The organism is Demequina zhanjiangensis, from assembly GCF_030418315.1.
In the GTDB taxonomy this organism is placed as follows: domain Bacteria; phylum Actinomycetota; class Actinomycetes; order Actinomycetales; family Demequinaceae; genus Demequina; species Demequina zhanjiangensis.
Window position 1 is genome coordinate 304,574 of the sequence record NZ_JAUHPV010000001.1, and the last position, 22,475, is coordinate 327,048.

18 protein-coding genes and 1 tRNA gene are annotated in these 22,475 nt (G+C 70.1%); 12 read left to right on the forward strand and 7 right to left on the reverse strand.

Translation table 11 applies throughout. The annotated features are described in order from the left end of the window. Positions 1 to 6 precede the first annotated feature (6 nt). Positions 7 to 1,395 carry a zinc-dependent metalloprotease gene (locus tag QQX04_RS01445; RefSeq protein WP_301125490.1) on the reverse strand — a complete coding sequence of 463 codons (1,389 nt, stop codon included), beginning with the start codon at positions 1,393 to 1,395 and terminating at the stop codon, positions 7 to 9. Between the two features lie 108 nt (positions 1,396 to 1,503). Here QQX04_RS01445 and QQX04_RS01450 point away from each other — a divergent pair, with 108 nt between their 5' ends. From QQX04_RS01450 to QQX04_RS01475, 6 genes are all read left to right on the forward strand, one after another. Continuing rightward, on the forward strand, positions 1,504 to 2,676 hold the full coding sequence (locus QQX04_RS01450; protein WP_301125491.1) for a YlbL family protein: 1,173 nt from the start codon (positions 1,504 to 1,506) through the stop codon (positions 2,674 to 2,676). Positions 2,677 to 2,736: 60 nt separating this feature from the next. Further along, positions 2,737 to 5,733, forward strand: coding sequence for a UPF0182 family membrane protein (locus QQX04_RS01455; RefSeq protein WP_301125492.1), 2,997 nt, complete (start codon positions 2,737 to 2,739; stop codon positions 5,731 to 5,733). A 117-nt stretch (positions 5,734 to 5,850) separates the two neighbouring features. After that, positions 5,851 to 5,927, forward strand: a tRNA-Met gene (locus QQX04_RS01460). Between the two features lie 233 nt (positions 5,928 to 6,160). Beyond that, complete coding sequence (locus tag QQX04_RS01465; protein ID WP_301125493.1) at positions 6,161 to 7,048, forward strand: fructose bisphosphate aldolase; 888 nt, start codon at positions 6,161 to 6,163, stop codon at positions 7,046 to 7,048. Positions 7,049 to 7,228: 180 nt separating this feature from the next. Beyond that, positions 7,229 to 8,743, forward strand: coding sequence for an amino acid permease (locus QQX04_RS01470; protein WP_301125494.1), 1,515 nt, complete (start codon positions 7,229 to 7,231; stop codon positions 8,741 to 8,743). Between the two features lie 89 nt (positions 8,744 to 8,832). Then, positions 8,833 to 10,185 carry an APC family permease gene (locus QQX04_RS01475; protein ID WP_301125495.1) on the forward strand — a complete coding sequence of 451 codons (1,353 nt, stop codon included), beginning with the start codon at positions 8,833 to 8,835 and terminating at the stop codon, positions 10,183 to 10,185. A gap of 121 nt (positions 10,186 to 10,306) precedes the next feature. Here QQX04_RS01475 and QQX04_RS01480 read toward each other — a convergent pair whose 3' ends face one another. After that, positions 10,307 to 10,804, reverse strand: coding sequence for a DUF2505 domain-containing protein (locus tag QQX04_RS01480; protein WP_301125496.1), 498 nt, complete (start codon positions 10,802 to 10,804; stop codon positions 10,307 to 10,309). A 115-nt stretch (positions 10,805 to 10,919) separates the two neighbouring features. Here QQX04_RS01480 and QQX04_RS01485 point away from each other — a divergent pair, with 115 nt between their 5' ends. Further along, positions 10,920 to 12,395, forward strand: a complete 1,476-nt coding sequence (locus QQX04_RS01485) for a sensor histidine kinase (protein WP_301125497.1) — start codon at positions 10,920 to 10,922, stop codon at positions 12,393 to 12,395. A 99-nt stretch (positions 12,396 to 12,494) separates the two neighbouring features. Here the strand turns inward: QQX04_RS01485 and QQX04_RS01490 are convergent, their stop codons facing one another. Next, positions 12,495 to 12,749 carry a WhiB family transcriptional regulator gene (locus tag QQX04_RS01490; RefSeq protein WP_301126013.1) on the reverse strand — a complete coding sequence of 85 codons (255 nt, stop codon included), beginning with the start codon at positions 12,747 to 12,749 and terminating at the stop codon, positions 12,495 to 12,497. Positions 12,750 to 12,926: 177 nt separating this feature from the next. Between QQX04_RS01490 and QQX04_RS01495 the strand changes: the two genes are divergently transcribed. After that, entirely contained in the window at positions 12,927 to 13,319 is a 393-nt protein-coding gene (locus QQX04_RS01495) for a hypothetical protein (protein ID WP_301125499.1), read from the forward strand. 44 nt (positions 13,320 to 13,363) lie between these two features. On the opposite strand, the gene QQX04_RS01500 is transcribed toward QQX04_RS01495, so the two are convergent. After that, positions 13,364 to 15,532 (reverse strand): hypothetical protein, encoded by a 2,169-nt coding sequence (locus tag QQX04_RS01500; protein ID WP_301125500.1) that lies wholly within the window; start codon positions 15,530 to 15,532, stop codon positions 13,364 to 13,366. Positions 15,533 to 15,616: 84 nt separating this feature from the next. Between QQX04_RS01500 and QQX04_RS01505 the strand changes: the two genes are divergently transcribed. Together QQX04_RS01505 and QQX04_RS01510 are read left to right on the forward strand one after the other, a co-directional pair. After that, positions 15,617 to 16,294 carry a response regulator transcription factor gene (locus QQX04_RS01505; RefSeq protein ID WP_301125501.1) on the forward strand — a complete coding sequence of 226 codons (678 nt, stop codon included), beginning with the start codon at positions 15,617 to 15,619 and terminating at the stop codon, positions 16,292 to 16,294. Between the two features lie 9 nt (positions 16,295 to 16,303). Beyond that, positions 16,304 to 17,623, forward strand: coding sequence for an ATP-binding protein (locus QQX04_RS01510; protein ID WP_301125502.1), 1,320 nt, complete (start codon positions 16,304 to 16,306; stop codon positions 17,621 to 17,623). On the opposite strand, the gene QQX04_RS01515 is transcribed toward QQX04_RS01510, so the two are convergent. Further along, positions 17,620 to 18,114 (reverse strand): GtrA family protein, encoded by a 495-nt coding sequence (locus QQX04_RS01515; protein WP_301125503.1) that lies wholly within the window; start codon positions 18,112 to 18,114, stop codon positions 17,620 to 17,622. The two genes, QQX04_RS01510 and QQX04_RS01515, sit on opposite strands and share 4 nt — an antisense overlap. A 32-nt stretch (positions 18,115 to 18,146) precedes the next feature. On the opposite strand from QQX04_RS01515, the gene QQX04_RS01520 reads away from it, so the two are divergent. Together QQX04_RS01520 and purE are read left to right on the forward strand one after the other, a co-directional pair. Further along, positions 18,147 to 19,292: a 5-(carboxyamino)imidazole ribonucleotide synthase gene (locus QQX04_RS01520; RefSeq protein WP_301125504.1), complete on the forward strand. Its 1,146-nt coding sequence runs from the start codon at positions 18,147 to 18,149 to the stop codon at positions 19,290 to 19,292. Next, positions 19,289 to 19,795: a 5-(carboxyamino)imidazole ribonucleotide mutase gene (gene purE / locus QQX04_RS01525; RefSeq protein WP_301125505.1), complete on the forward strand. Its 507-nt coding sequence runs from the start codon at positions 19,289 to 19,291 to the stop codon at positions 19,793 to 19,795. The genes QQX04_RS01520 and purE overlap by 4 nt, the downstream gene beginning before the upstream one ends. Positions 19,796 to 19,890: 95 nt before the next feature. On the opposite strand, the gene QQX04_RS01530 is transcribed toward purE, so the two are convergent. Together QQX04_RS01530 and QQX04_RS01535 are read right to left on the reverse strand one after the other, a co-directional pair. Further along, the gene (locus QQX04_RS01530) at positions 19,891 to 21,162 is read right to left on the reverse strand and encodes an LCP family protein (RefSeq protein WP_301125507.1); all 1,272 of its coding nucleotides are present in this window, start codon (positions 21,160 to 21,162) and stop codon (positions 19,891 to 19,893) included. Positions 21,163 to 21,175: 13 nt separating this feature from the next. Further along, positions 21,176 to 22,426 (reverse strand): LCP family protein, encoded by a 1,251-nt coding sequence (locus QQX04_RS01535; protein ID WP_301125509.1) that lies wholly within the window; start codon positions 22,424 to 22,426, stop codon positions 21,176 to 21,178. Positions 22,427 to 22,475 lie beyond the last annotated feature (49 nt).

Consider the following 22,475-nt stretch of genomic DNA (forward strand, 5'->3'; position numbering starts at 1 on the left):
GACGCGTCAGTCCTGCTCCCCTTCACCAGCGTCGCCGGACGCCTCGCCCCCGAGCAGCCGTTCGAGCTCGCGGTCCATGTCGTCCTCGTCGTCGCCGGCGACCCGTCGGTCGACCCAGGCCGACCAGTCCGCAAGGTCCTCGGCGGTCGGGAGGAGGTCGGGGTGCGACCAGACCTGGTCTCTCGCAGCAGGCCCCGCCTTGGAGGCGAGCGCGGCCCACAGCGCCGCGGCGTCGCGCATCCTGCGCGGCCGCAGCTCGAGGCCGAGCAGGGTCGCGAAGGTGTCCTCGGCCGGTCCTCCGGCGGCGCGGCGGCGTCGCATCATCTCGCTCAGCTGGCCGAGCGAGGCGAGGTGAGGTGCCGCGGCGCGCATCGTGACGTCCTGCACCCAGCCCTCGATGAGGGCGAGCAGCGTCTCGATGGACTCGAGGGTGGCGGACTGCTCCTCGGAGTGCTCGGGGGCGAAGATTCCGCGCGTGAGCGCCTTCTGGAGCTTGGCGGGGTCGCCGAAACCGGCCTCGCGCACCGCCTCGTCGAGCGACTCGGCGTCGATCCTGATGCCCTGCGCGTATCGCTCGATGAGCGAGTGGAGGCTCGCCTGGAGCCACGGCGCGGCCTGGAAGAGGCGCACGTGCGCGGCCTCGCGCAGCGCGAGGAACGACTTCACCTCGCGCTCATCGACGCCTTCCAGGCCCTGCGCGAAGTCCTCGATCGCCTGGGGCACCATCGCGACCCGCGGCTCGGGCAGCAGGGGGATCCCCAGGTCTGTGCCGCCGAAGGCCTCGCGCGCCATCTCGCCGGCTGCCTGACCGACGTGCATGCCGCACACGGTGGGGCTCACGGAGCCGAGCATGGCCTTGCCCTGCACGCCGAGGAGGGCGTTGGCGGGGTCGTCCGGGTCCTCGTCGCCGGTGAGCTCGCGTCCCAGGACGCTGCCGAGCGCCTGGGAGACGCTGATCGCCACGGGGCCAGCGAGCGACCGCCACGTGGGCAGGGTCGCCTCGACCCATTCGGCTCGGCTCCACACACGCGGCTCGAGCCGTGACGGGTCGAGCTCGGTGGCCGCGTCGAGCCACAGCTCGGCCTCGGACACGACGGCGCGGTGCTCGGAGGCGATGTGCGCGGTGACGGTCGGGTCCCCGCCCTGGGCGGCCACTCCGCGAGCCACATCGTGCGCGAGCTGCCAGTTGACGTCCTGACCGTCGGATTGAGACAGGAGCGTGCGGATCTGGCGCAGCACGTGGTCCATCATCGCGGGCGACGCGCCCATGCCGGAGGCCTGTGCCAGCGCCTGCGGGTCCATCCCCATGCGCTGCAGCTCCTCGAGCGCCTCCTCAGCGTCGTCTCCGAAGAGCTCGCGCAGCAGGCGCATCCAGGGGGTCTGGTCGTCGGTCACGGCGTCTCCTCGCCACTCGAGGCCGACGCGGGATGCGGGGCCTTTCACCAACGTAACGTTCGAGGGGGCGGATTGGGTCTCACGTTCGCTATGAGCAATGATGGTGCGGTGACCGACGAGACGCGCCCCGCCCGGGAAGGCTCGACCGCCGAGGTCGCCCCGCCGAGGGAACCGGCTGGAGGCGACGTGTTCGCCGACCTCTACCAGGTGGAGCGCCCGGTGATCACGCGCCGGGAACGACTGATGAGCGTGACCGGCCTTGTCACGAGCGCGCTCGTCGCGGTGATGGCGCTTCTGCCGTCGGCGTATGCGATCGGTGGGCCCGGGCCCACCTATGACACGCTGCAGAACGACGAGGCGGGTGCCCTGGTGTCGATCTCCGGCGCTGAGACCTTCGAGCCGTCGGGAGAGCTGCGGCTCACGACCGTGTCGGTCCAGGACGGCGGCTCCCAGATCATGACGATGGGCTCGGTCCTGCGGGGATACCTCTCCGAGGGGCAGTACACGACGCCGCGCGAGCTGGTCTTCGGCACCACCGAGGAGGAGGCCGAGCAGCAGCAGGAGCAGTCGCGTCAGCAGTGGGTGACGTCTCAGGAGGCGGCGACCGTGTCGGCGCTCGAGGCGCTGGGCACCGAGGTGCCCGCGGTGCTCGAGGTCGCGGAGGTCGCGCCGGAGTCCGACGCCTTCGGCGTGCTTGAGAAGGACGACATCCTGCTCGCGGTCGACGGCGAGGGGCTGGACGGTTTCAGCGACCTGACCGCCGCGGTCGAGTCCGGCACGATCGGGCAGGTGCTGACGGTCACGATCGAGCGTGACGGGTCTCAGCAGGACGTCGACTTCTCGCTCGTGGACAACGGCTTCGGAGAGCCCATGATGGGCGTCTACATCGACCCAGAGTTCGACCTGCCGATCGACGTGGAGGTCGCCATCGACTCCGTGGGCGGCCCGAGCGCCGGCCTGATGTTCACGCTCGCGATCATGGATCTCCTCACCGAGGAGGACGAGCTCAACGGTGCGGCCGTCGCGGGCACGGGCACCATGAACTCGACCGGCGATGTGGGCGCGATCGGGGGCATCGACCTCAAGATGATCGGAGCCGAGCGGGACGGGGCCGACTGGTTCCTTGCGCCCGTGGCGAACTGTGCCGAGGTGGTCGGGCACATTCCTGAGGGTCTGTCCGTTGTCGCCGTAGAGGACATCGACGACGCCTACGACGCCATCGTCGCCATCGGAGCAGGTCAGACCGCGAGCCTGCCTACGTGCGAGGCTGTGGCAGGCTAGTTCGCAGCACCTTCGAGCCGTCGTGCGGCGGCTCGACCGACAAGCTCGTGAGGACCGACAGTGACGTTCGCCGCAGACGGCCAGCCCCAGCCACCACGCCAGATCAGGGTTCCGCGCAAGCGAAGTCCGCTCGCGATCACCGCGATCGTTCTCGGTGTGCTCGTCGTGATCGCCGTGATCGCGGCCAACATCTGGACGGAGATCGCCTGGTACCGCCAGGTGGGATTCGTCGATGTGGTGTGGACCCAGTGGCTCGCGCGCGGCGTGCTGTTCGCCGTGTTCGGAGGCATCGCGGCTCTCGCGGTGTGGGGATCGCTGCAGATCGCGAAGCGCGCCCGTCCTGCACGTTCTGACGGCCGCTCGAGCCTCGACCGCTACCGCGAGCAGATCCAGCCGCTCGAGAAGGCGGTCACGATCATGCTGCCGATCCTCGTGGGTCTCGTGGCCGGTGGCGCGATGGCGTCGCAGTGGCAGGACTTCCTGCTCTACCTGAACCGTGCCGACTTCGGCACGTCCGATCCGCAGTTCGGCCTCGACGCGAGCTTCTACGTGTTCGAGCTCCCGGTCTACCGCTCGATCGTGGCGTACGTGCTGTCGATCGCGATCCTGTGCGCGATCGTCGCGGCGTTCATCCACCTGCTGTACGGCTCCATCTCCGGCGGCGGGCGCAAGTTCATCGCGTCCCGCGGTGCGCGCGTGCAGCTCGCCGTGCTCGGTCTGATCGTGATGATCGGCGTCGCGGCCAACTACTGGCTCGACCGGTTCAGCCTCCTGACGGCGCAGGGCGAGCTGATCTACGGCGCGTCCTACACGGACGTCAACGCGGTCCTGCCCTCGCGAGGGATCCTTGCGGGCATCGCGATCATCGTCGGCCTGATGTTCCTGGTCGTGATCTGGCGTCCCGACTGGCGGATCCCGATCATCGGCGTGGGCCTCATGGTGATCGCTGCGGTCACCATCGGTGGGATCTACCCGTCGATCGTGCAGCGCTTCCAGGTGAACCCGAACGAGCAGGAGCTCGAGACGGAGTACATCCAGCGCAACATCGACTCGACGCTCGTGGCCTATGGCCTCGACGACGTGGAGTTCACGCCCTATGACGCGACGACGCAGGCCGAGGCGGATGCGCTTCGCGCGGACGCGGAGACGACGGCGCAGATCCGTCTGCTCGACCCGAACATCGTGGGCCCCGCCTTCCAGCAGCTCCAGCAGAACAAGCAGTACTACACGTTCAACGACCAGCTGGTCGTGGACCGCTACGACGTCGGGGGAGAGAGCCAGGACACGGTGATCGCGGTGCGCGAGCTCAACCTGGACGGCCTGGACCAGAGCAGCCGCAACTGGGTGAACGACACCACCGTGTACACGCACGGCTTCGGCGTCGTCGCCGCGTACGGAAACGTCGTCACCTCGGACGGTCAGCCGTCGTTCTACGAGGGCGGCATCCCGTCGTCCGGTCTGCTCGACGACTACGAGCCTCGCATCTACTTCGGCCAGAACCTTCCCCCGTACTCGATCGTCGGCGCTCCCGAGGGCACGACGCCGTGGGAGCTCGACTACCCCGACGACGGCTCGACCACCGGGCAGCAGAACACGACCTACACCGGTGACGGCGGCCCGTCGATCGGCAACATCTTCCAGTCGGTGATGTACGCGATCTCGTTCGGCGAGGAGCAGATCCTCTTCTCGGACCGCGTCACCTCGGAGTCGCAGATCCTCTACCACCGTGACCCGCTCGAGCGCGTGGCGCGCGTCGCCCCCTACCTCGAGTTCGACTCGACGGCCTACCCGGCCGTGGTCGACGGCCGCGTCGTGTGGGTGGTCGACGGCTACACGACCACCTCGGAGTACCCGTACTCGTCGCAGGTGAACGCCTCCGCGGTGTTCGCCGGCCAGGTCGACGAGCTGCAGCCCCGTCTGCTGAACTACGTGCGCAACTCGGTCAAGGCGACCGTCGACGCGTACGACGGTTCGGTCACGCTCTACGCGTGGGACGAGGAGGACCCGATCCTCCAGGCGTGGCAGTCGGTCTTCCCGACCGAGTACCACTCGATCTCGGAGATCTCCTCGGACCTCATGAGCCACCTGCGCTACCCCGAGGACCTGTTCCAGATCCAGCGCTACCAGCTCGCGCGGTACCACGTGACCGATGCGGCGTCCTTCTTCTCGCAGGGTGACTTCTGGCAGGTGCCGGAGGACCCGAACGACGCGAGCTCGCTGCAGCCCTCGTACTACCTGACGCTGCAGATGCCTGGCCAGGACGACCCGACGTTCTCGCTGACGTCGAACTACATCCCGGCAGGCACGAGCCCGCGCAACATCCTCACCGGCTACCTCGCCGTGAACTCGGAGACGGGCAACGCGGAGGGCGAGGTGGACCCGGACTACGGCACGCTGCGCCTGCTCGAGCTGCCGCGTGACACCACGATCCCCGGACCGGGCCAGGTGCAGAACAACTTCAATGCCGACTCGGACGCGCAGACGGTCCTGAACCTGCTGCGCTCCGGTGAGTCGACGGTGGAGAACGGCAACCTGCTGACCCTCCCGGTCGGCGGGGGCCTGCTCTACGTGCAGCCCGTCTACGTTCAGGCGAGCACCGGTACCCAGGTGCCGCTGCTGCGCAAGGTGTTCGTCTCCTTCGGTGATGAGGTCGGCTTCGCAGACACACTCGGCGAGGCGCTCGACCAGGTGTTCGGCGAGGGCGCGTCCGACGGCGCGACCGACCCCGACGCCGGCGTGGACGGCGACGCCGTCGACGATGGGCTGACGGACGGCGGCACCGACGACGGTTCCTCCGAGACCCCGGACGCGACCCCGGACCCCGAGCCGACCTCAACCCCGGACGCGACCGAGGCCCCTGACGTCGCCGAGGCCCGTGCGGCTCTCAACGAGGCGCTCGACCGGGCCCAGCAGGCCATCGATGACGGCAACGCCGCACTCGCGGACGGCGACTTCGCCGCCTACGGCGAGGCGCAGGCCGCGCTCGACGAGGCGCTTCAGGACGCCGTCACCGCGTCCGACCAGCTCGACGCGGCGCTCGCCGCCGCTGGAGCGTAAGGGCGAGGCGCGGTGCGGCCCCGAGTCGCACCGCGCCCGACCCGGCCCGATCAGCGCGATCGGGAGCGAGTGGTCATCGGGGCTCTGAAACCCTGATAGAGTTGTAACTCGCAACGACGCGGGGTGGAGCAGTTCGGTAGCTCGCCGGGCTCATAACCCGGAGGTCGCAGGTTCAAATCCTGTCCCCGCTACCACTCCAGAAGGCCCGGACCGCAAGGTCCGGGCCTTCTGCATTTCCCGGGCGAGCTCCCGGCGAGCCGCGCGGAACGCGCGCCGTCGCGACGGCGACTCACGTGGGCCCCCGCGCACGCGTCCTCCGAGGTGCCCCCGTCGCACCTGAGGCGTAGCGTGGAAGGCGAGAGCCGTTCTCTTCGGGACGGCGATGTGGCCGCCCCGAGCGCTGTGCGCGTGACAGAGGGGAGTTGCCATGTTCACCTCACCGCAGCTGACCAGATTCGAGACCGAGGCGGGGTTCATCGCCGCGCTCGATCAGAGCGGGGGCAGCACGCCTGGCGCGCTCGCCCGGTATGGGATCGACGAGTCCGCGTATGCGTCAGAGGACGAGATGTTCGACCTCGTCCACGCGATGCGCACCCGTGTGATCACCGACCCGGCGTTCTCGAGCGACCGCATCCTGGGCACGATCCTCTTCCAGGGCACGGTGGACCGCGAGATCGAGGGCAAGGGGGTCGCCGACTACGTGTGGTCGGTGAAGGGCGTCCTGCCGTTCCTCAAGATCGACAAGGGTCTGGAGGAGGAGCGCCGTGGCGTCCGCATGATGAAGGACATCCCGAGCCTGGAGGCGACCCTTGCGGCGGCCAAGGCCAAGGGCGTCTTCGGCACCAAGGAGCGGTCGGTGATCCGGGCCGCTGACGCGGAGGGCATCGGCGAGATCGCCGTGCAGCAGTTCGCCCTCGGCAGGCGCGTGCTGGAGGCGGGGCTCATGCCCATCCTCGAGCCGGAGATCGACATCCGCATCCCCGACAAGGAGGAGGCGGAGTACCTGCTCGAGGCGGAGCTGCGCGCGCACCTGGACGACCTCGGTGACGCCAAGGTCGCGCTGAAGCTCACGCTCCCGACGCGCCCCGGCCTCTATGACGATGTGGTCGCGCATCCGAACGTGGCGAGGGTCGTCGCGCTCTCGGGCGGCTACACGCGGGACGAGGCGAATGCGCTGCTGGCCCGGAATCACGGCATGATCGCGAGCTTCAGCAGGGCGCTGCTGGAGGGTCTGCGGGTGGAGCAGACGGATGACGAGTTCCACTCGATGCTGGATGTCTCGATCGAGTCGATCTTCCAGGCGTCGAAGACCTGATCCGGCATCTCGGACAGGTGAGACGTCGGCGGCGCGCAGGAGCGCTCGTCGATAGGTGTCGCGTCAGAGTCTGTCGCGGGACTCTGGTCCCTGAGGGCGGATCCCGACGAGCGTAGGCTCGCCCTTCGTGTGCATGACGATCCTCCCCCGGAACTGTGCGCCGCGCGTGGGAGCGCTCTCGTGAGCGCGCCGGCCCGCGGCAACGGATGGCTTCACGGCCGTACCGCGCTGCTGATCGCGTTCGCCTTCTCCGTGATGGCGGACCCGGTCTCGTCGGTCGCGTATGCGATCGAGGCGGCGCTCCACGCGCTCGACGGCCACCTGGGCCTCCTGCTCGCGGCCATGTCGCTCGTGGTGATCGTGGTCGCGCTGGTGGTGACCAGCTATCACCAGCTCGTCGACCGCTTCCCTGAGGGCGGAGGCGCTGCCGCTGCCACGGGTCGCGCGTTCGGCGACGGCTGGTCGTTCGTGCCGATGGGCGCGCTGATCGTCGACTTCGTGCTGACCATCGCGATCTCCGTCTCCGCGGGCGCGTCGGCCATCATCTCCTACGTGCCGTCGCTGGCGCCGTATCGTCTGGGGCTCGCGCTCGTGCTGCTGGTGCTGGTCGCGGGGCTCATGTGGTTCGGCCACATGGGCCGGGCGGTGTTCGCGCTCCTCACCGTCGTGTTCCTGTTCGCAGCGGTCGCCGTGCTCGTGTCGGTCGCCACCTCGGCACCCACGGTCGCCGACACCATCTCCGCGGAGGCGGGCGAGACGGCGCTGCTGCACTCGGCACCGCTCTCGGTCCTGCTGGCCTTCCCCGTGGCCATGGCCCTCGCCACGGGCGTGGAGGCGCCGTCGTCGGCCATCGCGCAGCTCGCGCAGCTGGACGACGCCGGGCGCCGCTCATTCGGTCGCATCGCCCTGTGGTTGACGCTCGGCATCGTCGGCACGCTCACGCTGCTGCTCACCGCGTCGGTCGTGTACCTGGAGATCGGGCTGCCAGGCGAGGACTCGACCCTGGTGGCCGACCTCGCGCGTGCCGCATCGACCCCGAGCGTGTTCGCGCTCTTCCAGGGCGCGACCGCGTTGCTGCTGCTGTCCGCCGCCAGCTCGTCGTTCCAGGCTGGACCGGGCCTCCTGAAGGCGCTCGCGCGCCGTGAGGACGCCTCGGGAGGCCACGGGGTGCTCCCCGCGGTCTTCGGTCGCGCGAACTCCCACCACACGCCGTACGTGGGTGTGGGGCTCTTCCTGGTGCTCTCCGCTGTCGTCGTGACGGCTGCAGGCGCGCGCGACCAGCGGCTCGTGCTCTTCTACGCGGTGGCGGTCTTCGTGAGCTTCCTCATGGGCCTCGTCTCGATGGCGATCCTCGCGCACCGTGACGGTCAGCGCCGCTGGATGGCCCTCAACATCGTCGCCGCCGTCGCCGTGGGCTTCACGCTCGTGATGAACCTGATGCGTGTGGCGGCGATCGGCTCGCTCGCCGCGACCGCCGTCGCGTCGGGCATCCTCTACTGGGCGTGGGTCCGCGCGGGCAAGCCCAGCGGCGCTGCGCATGCGGTCGCGGAGGCCGAAGCCGGAGAGGCATCGGAGACGGGCGGTCACGAGGCCCCTGCGGCGTCGAATGCGGTCAGAGGCGCCTCGGATGCCGAGGAGGCCGCGGATGCCGCCTATGCCGTGGATGCGGTGCAGGAGCCGGCACCGCGCCGCTGAGCAGCACTCCGTCCGCCTCGCCACTCTCCCTCCGCTTCCCGACCCGGGGCAGCGGGAGCGCTCGCGCCGCCGCGCGCTAGTCTTCCCCCGTGACTGCGCGCAGGGTGGGTCTGCTGGGGGCGACAGGCATCGGCGTCGGTTCGATGCTCGGAGCCGGCGTCTTCTCCGACATGTGGGTGGACGTGCTCGCCGCGGGGCAGTGGTACCTGCTCGCGCTGGCCATCGCCGCCGTCGTCGCGATCGCGAACGCGCTCTCGACCGCGCAGCTCGCCGCTGCCCACCCTGTCGCGGGTGGCGCGTACGCGTACGGGCGTGCTGAGCTCTCCTCCTGGGCGGGGCACCTGGCGGGCGCCGCCTTCCTCGTGGGCAAGACCGCGTCCGTCGCGGTAGGGGCCGTGGTGCTCGGCGCCTACGTGCTGCCGGGCCATGCGCAGGGGATCGCGACCGCGGCGATCGCGCTCGTCTGGGCGCTCAACGCACGTGGCATCACCAAGACCGCGTGGGGTGCGACGGCGATCGCGATCACCGTCTCGGCCGCGCTCGTGGTCCTGGTGGGATTCTCGGTGGCCACTCCTGTCACGTTCGGCTGGTTCGCGTACGCGCCGCTCTCGGGGTCGACGTTCGACGTGGCGCCGCTCGTGGCTCTCGCCGATGGTTCCGGGGGCCTCGCCGCTGTGCCGGTCGCCGCTGCTGCCGCCTTCTTCGCCTTCGCTGGCTATGCGCGCATCGCGACGCTCGGCGAGGAGGTCCGCGATCCGTCCCGGACCATCCCGCGGGCGATCGTCATCGCTCTTGCCGTGGTGCTTGTGCTCTACGTCGGCGTGGGCGTCGCTCTCGCCACGCACGTGGGCTACGAGGGTCTGCTCGCGGTGATGCCGCCGGGCGTCGACTCGGGAGAGCCCCTGACGGCCGCGCCGCTCGAGCGGCTTGCGGAGGCGGTGGGGCTTCGGGCCGGATTCGTGACCGCCGTCGCCGCGTTGAGCGTGCTGGGCGCGATGCTGGCCGTGCTTGCGGGGGCGGGCAGGACTGCGATGGCCATGGCGCGCGAGGGTGATCTGCCCCGCCGGCTCGCGGCGCAGGGGAGAAGTGGGGCGCCGTGGCTTGCCGAGCTGGTGATCGCGCTGGCGGCCGTCGCTCTCGTCTGGACGCAGGGGACGAGCCTGCTGCTCGTGTCCGTCGCGACGATCCTCACGTACTACGCGGTGGCGAACTCTGCGGCGTTCGTGCAGTCGCGCCGGGGGCGGGCTGCTACCTTGCGCATCCCACCTGCAGTGAGCGTGATCGGGCTCGTGGGATGCCTCGCGCTGGCCGGGGTGGCGCTGCCTGCGGCCGTGGGGGAGGGGCCCGTGTGGGTGCCCTTCGTGCTTGCTCTCGTGGTGCTCGGATGGCCGACCATCACCTGGCTGGTGTCCCGACGTGCACTAGGACCGAAGTCCCGCTAGTATCACTGCCAGTTGACGCATCAACGCCAACTCGGCGCGGCAAGCGCCTCGGCCCGCAAGGGTCGGACCGCACCCCGGTCCCCGGGGGTGCGGTCCGCCGGCGGACGCCCCCCTTACGAACTCAGCGGCTCGCCGCGAGCCATTCATCCGCGGCGGTCAGCTCGCTCTCCAGCGTCTTGGTGACAGAGCCCACGAGCGCTCGTTCGATCATGGGCCCCACCAGTGGCATCGCCACCGAGACGGAGCCCGTCGCGAGCATCTCGGTCCCGTCGCCATCAGGTCGGAGGCCCAGCGCTCCCGCCACGTGACCGGGCGCTCCCATGACCTCCACGGAGAACGTGCCGATGCGCTCGCCCTCCTCGGGCGGCTCCCATACCTCGGTGTAGGTGACGACCAGTCGAGAGCCGACGAGCGACCTCATCTCCGCCGGGATCGAGCTCGTGGGAGCCTCGCGGCGGATCGACACCTGGAAGTCCGCCGACGCGTCGCCGTCCACCAGGAGATCGATCAGCGTGGCCCCCGAGGCCTCGCCTCGCACGCGCGCGAAGGACTCGTCCGCAAGCATCTCGACGACGGCGTCGAGCGGCGCGTCGAAGCGGTGGCGGTGAGTGAAGTCCATGCGGTTCCCCCGGGTGATTCTCTGGGCTTCCCAGAGTACCGCGAGAGCGCGGTGCCCCGAGGGTCCCGGAGGTCCCATGGCGCCGCTAGAGCCCGGGCCACCGTAGGCTTCTCCTGTGGCAAGCCTGAGAGAGATCGCGGAGCGTTACGGCTCCCTCACCGACGCGGAAGCGGAGTGCCTTGCGCTCCTTGCCGAGGACTGGCAGATCATCGCGGACCTCTCGTTCGCCGATCTGGTCATGTGGAGGCCCGTGGACGACGGCTTCGTCGCGATCGCGCAGTGCCGCCCCTCAACCGGCCCCACGGTCCATCAGGACGACGTGGTGGGCACCTTCGCCGCCGACGGCCGTGTCGGTCATCTGCGCCGTGCCTTCGACACGGGCGAGCTCGTCGCCTCTCGCGAGCCGCGCTGGGACGAGACGTACGCCGTGCGCGAGGACGCGCTTCCGGTGGTGCTCGAGGGCAAGCCGATCGCCGTGCTGACCCGCGAGGTCTCTCAGGCGGTCTCGCGCTCCTCGTCGCGGCTCGAGCTGAACTACAAGGGCGCGGCCGACGACGTGCTGCACATGATCACCCGCGGCGAGTTCCCCGTGCCGACCTCGGTGACGGGCCCGCGTCGCGGCGCTCCGCGCGTCGGCGATGGCGTGCTCCGTCTCGATGCCGCGGGCCATGTCACCTACGCGAGCCCCAACGCGCTGTCCTGCTTCCATCGGCTCGGCCTCACCGGACCGCTCATCAACAAGTCGCTCCCGCGCGAGGTCAGCGCGATCCTGCTCGACAAGGGGCAGATGGACGAGACGCTCGCGATGGTCGTCATGGGACGTGCCGCGTGGCGCACCGACATCGAGTCCAACGGGGCGGCGCTGTCCCTCCGCGCGATCCCCGTGACCGAGCACGGCGTGCGGCACGGCGCCGTGCTGCTGTGCCGCGACGTCTCCGAGCTGCGTCGCAGAGAGCGCGAGCTCATCACCAAGGACGCGACGATCCGCGAGATCCACCACCGCGTGAAGAACAACCTCCAGACCGTCGCCGCCCTGCTGCGGCTGCAGTCGCGCCGTGTCGAGGCGCCGGAGGCGAAGGAGGCGCTCGCCGAGGCGATGCGTCGCGTGTCCACGATCGCCCTGGTGCACGAGACCCTGTCTGGCACGCTCGATGAGCTCGTGAACTTCGACGACCTGGCGCGTCGCTCCATGCGCATGTCCGCCGAGGTCGCCTCGCCCGGCGTCCAGGTGAGCATCGTCCGCGAGGGTGACTTCGGGATGATCCCCGCGCAGTGGGCGTCGTCGCTCGCGCTCGTCATCACCGAGCTCGTCACGAACGCCGTGGAGCATGGGTTCGTGGGCAAGGAGCGAGGCGAGATCACGGTTCAGGCGGAGCGGTCCGCCACGGGCGACAGGCTCAAGGTCAGCATCCTGGACGACGGGGTGGGCCTCCAGGGAAGCCCGAGCGGTCTCGGTTCCTCGATCGTGCGCACGCTCGTGGAGAACGAGCTCGACGGCGCGATCGACTGGACGGCCCGTCAGCCGGGGCCAGGATCCGTCGTCACGCTCGACGTGCGCGTGGGCGAGGGGCGCAGCGAGGGGCGCTACTGACCCGTTCGGGCATGCCGCAGAGCCGCTCAGGCCTCGCACGGGCCCGGACATGCAGGAAGGGGCGCGGCCTGACGGCCGCGCCCCTTCCTGTGTGAGCTACTACTTGGCGGCGCGACGCGCGCGAGCCGCGCGACGCTTCAGCGAGCGACGCTCGTCCTCGGAGAGGCCACCCCACACGCCGGAGTCCTGGTTGTGCTCCATGGCCCACTGCAGGCAGGTGTCGCGCACGTTGCAGGTGCCGCAGACGACCTTCGCCTTCTCGATCTGAGCGAGCGCAGGGCCGGTGTTGCCGACGGGGAAGAAGAGCTCGGGGTCGTCGACCTCGAGGCAGGCAGCGTTGTCGCGCCAATCCATCATGTGTGCTCCTTGGGGGTAAATGAGAACGACGGACCATCCACAAGGGGGAGAGTGGAGATCCGTCGCTTCGTCGCTACATCACTGCCGAACATTTTCTCATTGTTACGAACAGATGACAAGGGGTCGGAACTCAAAATTCCCGCAGAGTCCGGTCCCCGTCCTAGGCTGTTCGCCGTGACCGAGAACCGACGCCCCGACCGGATCGACCTCGTCGCCTCCGCGCTGCTCGCGCTCGAGGCCGCCGCGCTCCTGGCGGTGTCCGTGGTCTACGCAATCTACGCCGCGACCGGAGCCGATGTCGAGGTCATCCCCACGCTCGGAATCGCCGCCTTCGCGCTGATGATGGCCGCCGGCGTCGCGGTCACGGCGCGGGGATTCGCCCGGGGCGCGCGTTGGTCGCGCGGCGCCGCACTGACGTGGCAGGTGCTCCAGGCCGCCGCGGCAGCGGCGATGGTCGGTGCCGTGCCGTGGGCCGCGGTGGCGATCCTGCTCGTGTCCGCTGCAGTCGCTGCGGCGGCCATGAGGGCATCGGCGCGCGATCAGGCCGCCTCATCGCCAGAGGCCTGACCCCTCGTCCGCAGGCCTTTCGTCTGTGACTGGGCCCCGGCCGCTCACGGAGCGATCGGCGTGACGGTCCCGTCGTCGTTCACGAGCGCCGCGTTCCAGCGGTAGTCACGCGTGAACATCGAGACCGGCACGCGCTGCAGCGAGTAGCCCGACTGCACCACGGAGGACGTCACCACCGGGTACGGCTCCGAGGTCCACTCGAAGTAGTTGGTGCTCTGGATCAGCACCATGGGCGGCTCCCCGAAGACGTCGATCATCGACGTCAGCGTGTCCTTGGACGGCTCCTCGAGCGCCAGCACGACGGGCACGTCGCACATGACGCGGATGCTCCCGAAGTGCGAGGAAGTGCCGGCGAGCACGACGGGTCTGCCGTCGATGACCTCGCAGAGATCCTCGAGCTGCGAGCGCGCCCCACCCATCTCGGGCGCCATCTCCAGCGAGCCGAGCGCGCTCCACGCGCTGCTCTGATCCTGCGGGGAGAATGAGAGGACGTTCACCGCGAAGCCCACCGCCGGGTCCCGGTCGGGCATGACTGACACCCAGGTGGACAGCGGCAGCAGGACGAACGCGATCGCGGCGACCCGGCGGCCTCTCGCGCGAGCGTCGACCGTCCGCAGCCTGCCCGCGAGCCACCACGCCGCGATCGCGGCCGCGATCACGAAGCCGGGCAGGGTGGCGGGCTCGAACCTGCGGATCGCCCAGATCTGGTCGGGCACGATCGACGGTCGCCACAGATAGAGGAGGGTCGACGGCAGGAAGGCCATCACGAGCAGCCACCACTCCGGACCCTTCCGCAGCGCGCGCACGACGATGAGCCCGAACCCGAGGATCGCGAGGGCCACGACGGGCCACGTGAGGTAGTAGCTCAGCCAGGTGACCGTCGTCTCGGCGTAGGTGCGGGTGCCGTCGACCTCGAGGCCTGCGGACTGCTGGAAGCTCTCGACGACCCCGTTGGTGAACTGCTGGAGCGACGTCTCGGTCCCGCGACGAGCGACCATCCACAGCGGACGCGACGCCATCAGCACGAGCAGTCCTGAGGCGACCGCGCCGAGCGCGAGGGTGCCGCGGCGACCCAGCCGTCGCGAGAGCGAGGGGATCAGCCTGTCCGCGCGCGCTCCCTCGGCCCAGCTGATCGCCCATAGCGTCACGAGGATCGCCAGCACGGCGTAGCCAGCGAAGAGCAGCACGGCCTCCCCGCCGAGCCGCTCGAGATAGGCGCGGCTCCATCGGTAGAGCGCCGCGTACCCGCCCACGAGCGTCACGGCCTGCAGCCCGATGTAGGTGAGGGCCTGCGTACGCCGCCACCGACGTGGCGCGTCGAGCGCCGACAGCGCGAACACCGTTCCCAGCAGCGCGCCGACGGCGAAGGCGGCGCCGTCGATCCGGATCAGGACCGTCGCTCCGGACGTGACCGCACCGGCCGCGAGCGCGATCGCGGACCGCTCCTTGACGCCCTGCCACGTCCACACGACCGACGCGATGACGAGCAGCAGCGTGAGCGGCTCGGTGTAGGGCGCCCTCGACAGCCCGATGTGCGAGACGGTGAGGCCGAGCATCGCGGCCGGCGCGAGAGCGGCGAGCGGGCTGAGGGCGCGTCGCGCCAGCAGGTAGACGGCGGCGAGCCCTGCGGCGCCGATGACGATGTTCATCGCGAGCACCCCGGTGGTGCCCCCGAACCATCCGCCCACGGCGATCGTGGCGGGAAGCATCTTCGCGCCCTGGGGCTGGATCGCGTCGCCCAGCAGGTTCCACGCCTGCGAGGCGTCGGCCAGATGGTTCGCCTGGAGCGCCGCCGCCTCCACGGCTCCTGACGCTGGGATGTCCGTGCTGGGATGGTCCACGAGCCACAGCCCGCTGAGGCTGAGGAAGCCGGGGTCGCGAGAGACGATGAGGTACTCCGCGGCGAACGGCACGTTGGCCACGATCCACGCGAGGATGCCCGAGATGAGGAGCGCTCCTGCGAACGGCGCCCGGGGATGCGGATCGATCCGCACGAGCGGGCGCCAGAGGAGACCGATCAGGACGGCCGCGACCGGCAGGACCGTCCACCAGCGATGCTGGCCGACCGCCACGAGGACGCCCGCGGAGAGCGATACGGCGACCATCACCAGGACGAACGCCGAGGGGGCGGCCGAGAGCGCGTCGTCGAAGCGGGTGCGCGCGCCGGGCGCGGGCGTCGTGGCACGCGGGGCGCCGACCGTCGGGAAGGTCACGGCAACCGAGCCTACCTGCGGCCGAGCGCGGGCTCGGGGAGTGGACAGCCTTGCATTACGGCTCGGCGGCGGTAGTGTGTCCCCATGACCCGCATTGTCTTGGTCGAAGATGACCCGACTATTTCGGAACCCTTGACCCGGGCTTTGACGAGAGAAGGCTACGACGTCGAGTGGCACGGGACCGGGGCCGGAGGAGTCGGGGCCTCCGACGACGCTGACCTGGTGATCCTCGATCTCGGCCTGCCCGACATCGACGGAGTGGACGTCGCGCGACGCATCCGCGACAAGGGACTCCAGGTGCCGATCCTCATGCTCACGGCACGCGCCGACGAGGTCGACCTGGTGGTCGGCCTCGATGCCGGCGCCGACGACTACGTGACCAAGCCTTTCCGTCTGGCCGAGCTCCTCGCACGCGTCCGCGCCCTCCTTCGCCGCCGTTCGGGAGCCGAGATGGCGGGCGAGATCTCCGCACGCGACGTCCGCGTGGACGTCGCCGGCCACCGGGCCTTCCTCGGTGAGGCAGAGCTGCAGCTCAGCTCCAAGGAGTTCGAGCTCCTGCAGGCGCTGGTGTCGAACGCAGGCTCCGTCGTCTCCCGCGACGCGCTTATGCGCGAGGTCTGGGAGGCCGAGTCGGGCGCTCCGTCGAAGACCCTGGACATGCACGTGTCCTGGCTGCGCCGCAAGCTGGGAGACGACGCCGCCAACCCCCGGTACATCACGACGGTGCGGGGCATGGGCTTCCGTTTCGAGAACGGCGACTAGGCAGGGCCCGTGCGGCGCAAGCTGCTCCAGGCCACCGTCTCCGCGCTGCTCGTCGCGGTGGTGCTGCTCGGCATCCCGCTCGGAGTCGCTGCGGCGCAGCTCGTCTACAGCGACGCCGAGCGCGACCTCGACCTGAGGGCGACCAACGCGTCACGCGCGATCGAGATCCGCTACCAGCTCGGCGACACGATCGATGAGCGCACGCTCGAGTCCTTCGTGTCCGACACCCGAGGCTCGCCCCGGTACATCTACGTGACCCTTCCCGACGGCACCGAGATGTCGGCAGGGGAGAGGCCCACCCCCACGCTCACCGAGTCCCATCTTGCCGACTCGGGCATCTACGTGGTCATGAGCGCCGCCTGGTGGGACGTGTTCTTCCAGGCCGGCCAGCTGGTGGGTCTTGTGCTCGCCGTCGCCATCGTCGCCGTCGTCGCCGGAGTCGCGATGGCCTCGTGGCAGGCCGAGCGTCTCAGCCGACCCCTCGTCTACCTCGCCGCGTCCGCCGAGCAGGTGGGCTCGGGCCAGACGCGCCCACGTCTCGAACGCACAGGCGTCGAGGAGATCGACATGGTCGCGGAGGAGCTGTCCCGCTCGGCCGACCGCATGGCCGCGCGGCTCGCGGCCGAGCGCCAGTTCGCCGCCGACGCCTCGCACCAGCTGCGCACGCCCCTCACCGCGCTCACCATGCGCCTCGAGGAGATCGCGATGACCACCAACCGCGACGACGTGCGCGAGGAGGCCGACGCGGCGCTCGAGCAGGTGGAGCGGCTCGTGGGCGTGGTCGACGATCTGCTGGGCCGCTCGCGTCGCGCGCTCGGCGCGGGCACCGAGCTCCTCTCGCTTCACGAGGTCTTCGACCAGCAGCGCGAGGAATGGGTCGCGAGCTTCGCCAAGGCCGGCCGTGAGCTCGTCGTCAAGGAGACCGACTCGTCCGTCTTCGCCACGCCCGGCGGGCTTGCACAGGTGCTTGCCACGCTCATCGAGAACTCGCTGCACCACGGAGGCGGCACCACGACGGTGTCCGCCCGCGAGTCGGGTGCGAGCCACGCGATCGTGATCGAGGTCCGTGACGAGGGCGACGGTGTCCCCGACGACCTCGCGCCGCGGATCTTCGAACGCGAGGTGACCTCAGGGCGCGGGCATGGCCTGGGCCTCGCGCTCGCGCGAGACCTCGTGACGGCCGACGGCGGGCGCCTCGAGCTCTCGCAGCGTCGTCCCGCCGTGTTCTCGCTCTTCCTCCAGGGCGTGCCCAAGATGGTGGACCTGGAGAAGGTGGTCCCGCACGGCCGGACGCTCAAGCAGCGCGGCCGCAGGAGGCGGCGGGACTAGTCCGCGGAGCTGCTCCCCGCGCTCGCCTCGGCGGGCTCGGACTTCGGGTCGTGGAAGAGGAACAGCCGATACCCCGCATACCTGGCGATCGTGCCCAGCCCGATCCCGAACGCCGCGGAGATGTTGTCCGCGAGCGCGGACGTGTATCCCATGACGTGATGCGACAGTGCGACGGTGCCGGACTCGAGCAGCAGCGCAGCACCGTTGACCACCAGGAACAGCAGCGCCTCCATGCCCGGCTTCAGGACGCTCATGCCCTTGAAGGTCCAGCCGCGGTGCGCGAGCCACGCGAAGACGATCGAGACGAGCGTCGCGATCGCCTTGGCCGTCACGACCCTGTCGTCGTCGCCCGCGACCTCAGCGTCTGGGGCGAACGGTCCCAGTCGCAGCAGGTTGAACGTGCCGAGATTGACGACGACGCCAGCGGCCCCCACCGTCGCGAAGCGGGCCAGCTCACCCGCACGCGAACGCACCCAGTCGATCACCGTCATGCTCAGGGAGCCTACCCCGGTAGTTTTGTCCCATGACCCCGCCTATCGTCGCCGTCGTCGGCGGCGGCCAGCTGGCGCGCATGATGGCGCCGGCCGCGACCGAGCTCGGCGTGATCCTGCGCGTGCTCGTCGAGTCGCCCGCCGCCGCGTCCGCGCTGCCCGCCCATGAGACCGTCATCGGCCTGCCCAAGGATCCGCAGGCCATCCAGGAGCTGCTTGCAGAGCCCCGACCGGATGTCCTGACGTGGGAGCACGAGCACATCCCTGCCGAGGTCTTCGCGGCCGCAGAGGCGGCGGGCGTGCCGGCGCTGCCTGGGCTTGGGGCGCTGACGTTCGCGCAGGACAAGATCGAGATGCGTCAGAGGATGGACGCGCTCGGGCTGCCCAATCCCGACTGGGCGCACGTGCAGACGGAGGACGACGTGGCGTCGTTCCTCGCGTCCCACGGAGGCGAGGCGGTGCTCAAGACCTCGCGCGGAGGATACGACGGCAAGGGCGTACGGATCGTGCGCGAGCCCTCCGAGGCGTCCGACTGGCTCGCCGCCGCGGCGGAGGGCGGGCCGCGGATCCTCATCGAGGCGAAGGTGCCGTACACGCGAGAGCTCGCCGCGCTCGCGGCGCGCAGCCCCTCGGGCGAGGTGGTGACGTGGCCCGTCGTCGAGTCCATCCAGCGCGACGGCGTGTGCTCCGAGGTGATCGCCCCCGCTCCTGGCCTGACGGCCGACGAGTCGCGCGAGGCGCGCGAGGTCGCCGCGCGCGTCGCGACCGAGCTCGGAGTGGTCGGCGTGCTCGCCGTCGAGATGTTCGACACCGGCGAGCACGTGCTGATCAACGAGCTCGCGATGCGCCCCCACAACTCCGGCCACTGGACGCAGGACGGCTCCGTGACCAGCCAGTTCGAACAGCACCTCCGTGCCGTGCTGGACCTGCCGCTCGGCGCGACCGACGCTCTCGCGCCGGTCACCGTGATGGCGAACGTCCTGGGCGGCTCCCGGGAGGATCTCCCGAGCGCGCTCTCGGACGTCACCGACCCCGCCGCCAAGATCCACCTCTACGGCAAGGAGGTGCGCGCGGGCCGCAAGGTGGGCCACGTGAACGTGACCGGCGCCGACTCCGACGAGGTCTACCGGCGTGCCGTGGACGCCGCCGCTATCGTGAGGGACGGAGGTGCGGCATGAGCGAGCAGCCGATCGTCGGGATCGTGATGGGGTCGGACTCCGACTGGCCCGTCATGAAGGCGGCAGGGGAGGCCCTTGCCGAGTTCTCGGTGCCGTTCGAGAAGGACGTGGTGTCCGCGCATCGCATGCCTGAGGAGATGATCGCGTACGGGCGGGCCGCCGCCGAGCGTGGGATCCGTGTGATCATCGCCGGGGCGGGAGGCGCCGCGCACCTGCCAGGGATGCTCGCGTCCGTGACGACGCTTCCTGTGATCGGTGTCCCCGTGCCCCTCAAGTACCTGGACGGCATGGACTCCCTGATGAGCATCGTCCAGATGCCTGCCGGGGTGCCTGTCGCCACGGTGTCGATCGGGGGCGCCCGCAATGCGGGGCTGCTCGCCGTCCGCATGCTGGCCTCGGCGCCCGACGCGCTCGGGCAGCGGCTCGCGGGTGAGATGCAGGGCTTCCAGGAGTCGCTGCGCGAGACCGCGCACGCGAAGGGAGAGGCGCTGCGCCGAGCCTGACGGCGTTCCGGGCCTGCGGCCGTCGTGAGACCGAGGAGTCGGCGGGTCCCGCAGAGGCGTCACGACCCGGGTGGGCCGCAGGACCCGCGCACGCGTCAGCAGGCGGCGAGGATCTCCTCTTCCGTCTCCCGCTCGGTGTCCGGGATGTAGGAGGACTCGGGAGGGATGGGCAGGTACATCGTGGCCTCGTTGTCGGAGGTGTCCACCGCGGTGGGGGTCTCCGACGTCGGCTCGGCGGATGGGCTCGCGTCGGTGAGCGCCGACAGCGGGGTGTCGTTCCGGATCGCCTCCCACACCGCCTCGGCCTCGTAGGTGAGCACGACGTCGCCTGAGCCGTCGCCTGCGTAGGCCCACGGTGCGGTGACCATGGTCACGTTGTTGAGGTCGATGTTCCTCAGCGAGTACGCGATGCCGAAGTCGTAGGTGACGTCCGCGAACTCCTCCGACATGGTGAACGAGTTCGTGGCTGCCTTCACGAACTGCGTCATCACGGACATGTCGGTGAACACGTTGGTGCCGAGCGCCTTGCGGAGCATCGACTCGATCAGCTCCTGCTGGCGGCCGATACGCATGAGGTCGGTGCCGTCGCCCAGGTTGGTGCCGGTGCGCGCACGGGCCCACGCGAGAGCGTCGGTGCCGTTGAGCACCTGTGCGCCGGCATCGAGATCGAGCTGGGCCTTTCGGGAGTAGACGTCGTAGGGCACGCACATCGGCACGCCGCCCAGGGCGTCGACCATGTCGCGGAACCCTGCGAAGTCGGCGACCACGAACTGTCCGTCGAAGTCGATGCCCGTGAGGTCGTTGAGCGTCCGCATGACGCATGCTGCGGCCTCGGCGGGGTCGTTGTTGAAGCCGTAGCCGTTCGAGAAAGCGACGTTGAACTTCGCAGTCCATCCGCGCTGGTACTGCCCGTCGAAGGACTCGCAGTCGGAGATCGCGACCCGGGTGTCGCGCGGGATGGAGACGAGCTCGAGGCGCGACCGATCGGCGGAGACGTGGACGATGATCGTCGTGTCGCCGCGCGCGCCGTCGAAGTAGCCGCCGATGGCGGCGTTCTCGCTCGTGCGCACGTCAGAGCCGATCACCAGGATGTTGAGGTCCTCGCCTGCGTGGACGTCGACGGGCTCGCCAGCCTCGTCGGTCGCGACCGGCGCGGAGATGTACTCCGCGCTGTCACCGAGGAGCGAGCTGATGTCGGCCGTGTTCGCATTGGCCGACGCGAAGGCCACGGTCGCGACGCCCTGCATGCCGTAGAAGCCCAGCACGGCGAGCACCACCGACGCCACGGCGGGAATGACGATTCCGTGGCGGAGGGTGGTGGCGTGACGGGGGCGGTGGCGCGCGCGGCGGCTTCTCGTGTCGCTCATGGGTGGCCTCATTCTAGATGCTGCACTCGGCAAGCAGATCATCGACCGTCTCGGCGGAGTCTTGAGCGGATCCTTCGGTGCCCTGCTGGGAGGCATCGTTCGTCGTGGGAGACCCCGAGCTCGTAGGTGAGTCAGCCTCCACCCGCCCGCTGTCCCACTCCGAGGATGCGTCGCCTTCGGCATCGATCGTGAGCGGCTCGTCGTGCCGCAGCTGCTCCCACATCGCCTCCGCGTCCTCCGTGGCGAGGACGTTGAGGAAGTCCTCGGTGTACTCCCAGGGGACCGTGGCGAACGTGATGTCGTCGGTCCGCAGGCCGCGCAGGCTCCACGCGAGGCCCTGGAGGTACTGGAGGTCGCCCAGCTGGGTGTCCATGGTCAGGGACGCCGCCATGGCCTTGACGAACTGGGTGAGCTGATCGATATCCGTGAGCAGGTTCTTGCCCAGCAGGGTGCGGGCGACCTGCTGGAGCAGCTCCTGCTGGCGGGTGATGCGCTGGAGGTCGGAGCCGGAGACGCCGCCCGTCTCCGCGGTGCGCAGACGGGCGTAGGCGAGCGCGGTCGCGCCGTCGAGCACGTGGGGGCCAGCGGTGATCTCGAGCCTCGCCGTGGTGGACGAGATGTCCTGCGGGATGCACATGGGCACTCCACCGATCGAGTCGATCATGTCCTCGAAGCCCACGAAGTCGACCACCGCCCAATGGTCGATGCCGATGCCTGTCATGTCCTGGACCGTGTTGATGGCGCATGCGGCGGCCTCCGCCGCGTCGCCTTGCTTGCCGCCGTTGCCGAACGCGTTGTTGAAGTCGCCGTACCAGCCATTGACCTCGGTGCCGTCGAAGAGGGTGCAGTCGGAGACCTGGACCTGCAGGTCGCGCGGGATGGACACCGCCTCGACGCGTGTGCGGTCTGCCGAGATGTGCAGCAGGACGGTGGTGTCGTTCCGCATGCCGCCGGCCTCGCGGCCGCCGATCGCGCCGTTCTCGCCGTCGCGCACGTCCGAGCCCATGAGCAGGATGTTGACGTCCTGGCCCGCTGAGGTGTCCTCCGGGTCGGCGGACGCGGTGGTCTCGACCTCGCGGATGAGCGATGAGTTGTCGACCGAGTCGAACTCGTGCTCGATCCGGGTCGCATAGGCCTCATAGCCGACGGTCACGAACCCGAGAGCGGCAGCGGTCACGAGCGCGGTGGCGCGGATCAGGGGATGGCCAGGCTGTGCGGCGCCGTGACGGCGCACAGCGCTGCGCGCGCGACGCGCTCGGCTCACGGGTCCTCCTCTGATGCTTCGGCGACCGTACAACGTCCGACGCGCCGTC

Excerpts from the sequence above, each read along its gene's own strand:
- QQX04_RS01490 (WP_301126013.1), bottom strand. The coding sequence starts at position 12,749 with ATGGATTGGCGCGACAACGCTGCCTGCCTCGAGGTCGACGACCCCGAG.
- purE (WP_301125505.1), top strand. The coding sequence starts at position 19,289 with ATGAGCGAGCAGCCGATCGTCGGGATCGTGATGGGGTCGGACTCCGAC.
- QQX04_RS01465 (WP_301125493.1), top strand. The coding sequence starts at position 6,161 with ATGTTCACCTCACCGCAGCTGACCAGATTCGAGACCGAGGCGGGGTTC.
- QQX04_RS01520 (WP_301125504.1), top strand. The coding sequence starts at position 18,147 with ATGACCCCGCCTATCGTCGCCGTCGTCGGCGGCGGCCAGCTGGCGCGC.
- QQX04_RS01515 (WP_301125503.1), bottom strand. The coding sequence starts at position 18,114 with ATGACGGTGATCGACTGGGTGCGTTCGCGTGCGGGTGAGCTGGCCCGC.
- QQX04_RS01480 (WP_301125496.1), bottom strand. The coding sequence starts at position 10,804 with ATGGACTTCACTCACCGCCACCGCTTCGACGCGCCGCTCGACGCCGTC.
- QQX04_RS01530 (WP_301125507.1), bottom strand. The coding sequence starts at position 21,162 with ATGAGCGACACGAGAAGCCGCCGCGCGCGCCACCGCCCCCGTCACGCC.
- QQX04_RS01505 (WP_301125501.1), top strand. The coding sequence starts at position 15,617 with ATGACCCGCATTGTCTTGGTCGAAGATGACCCGACTATTTCGGAACCC.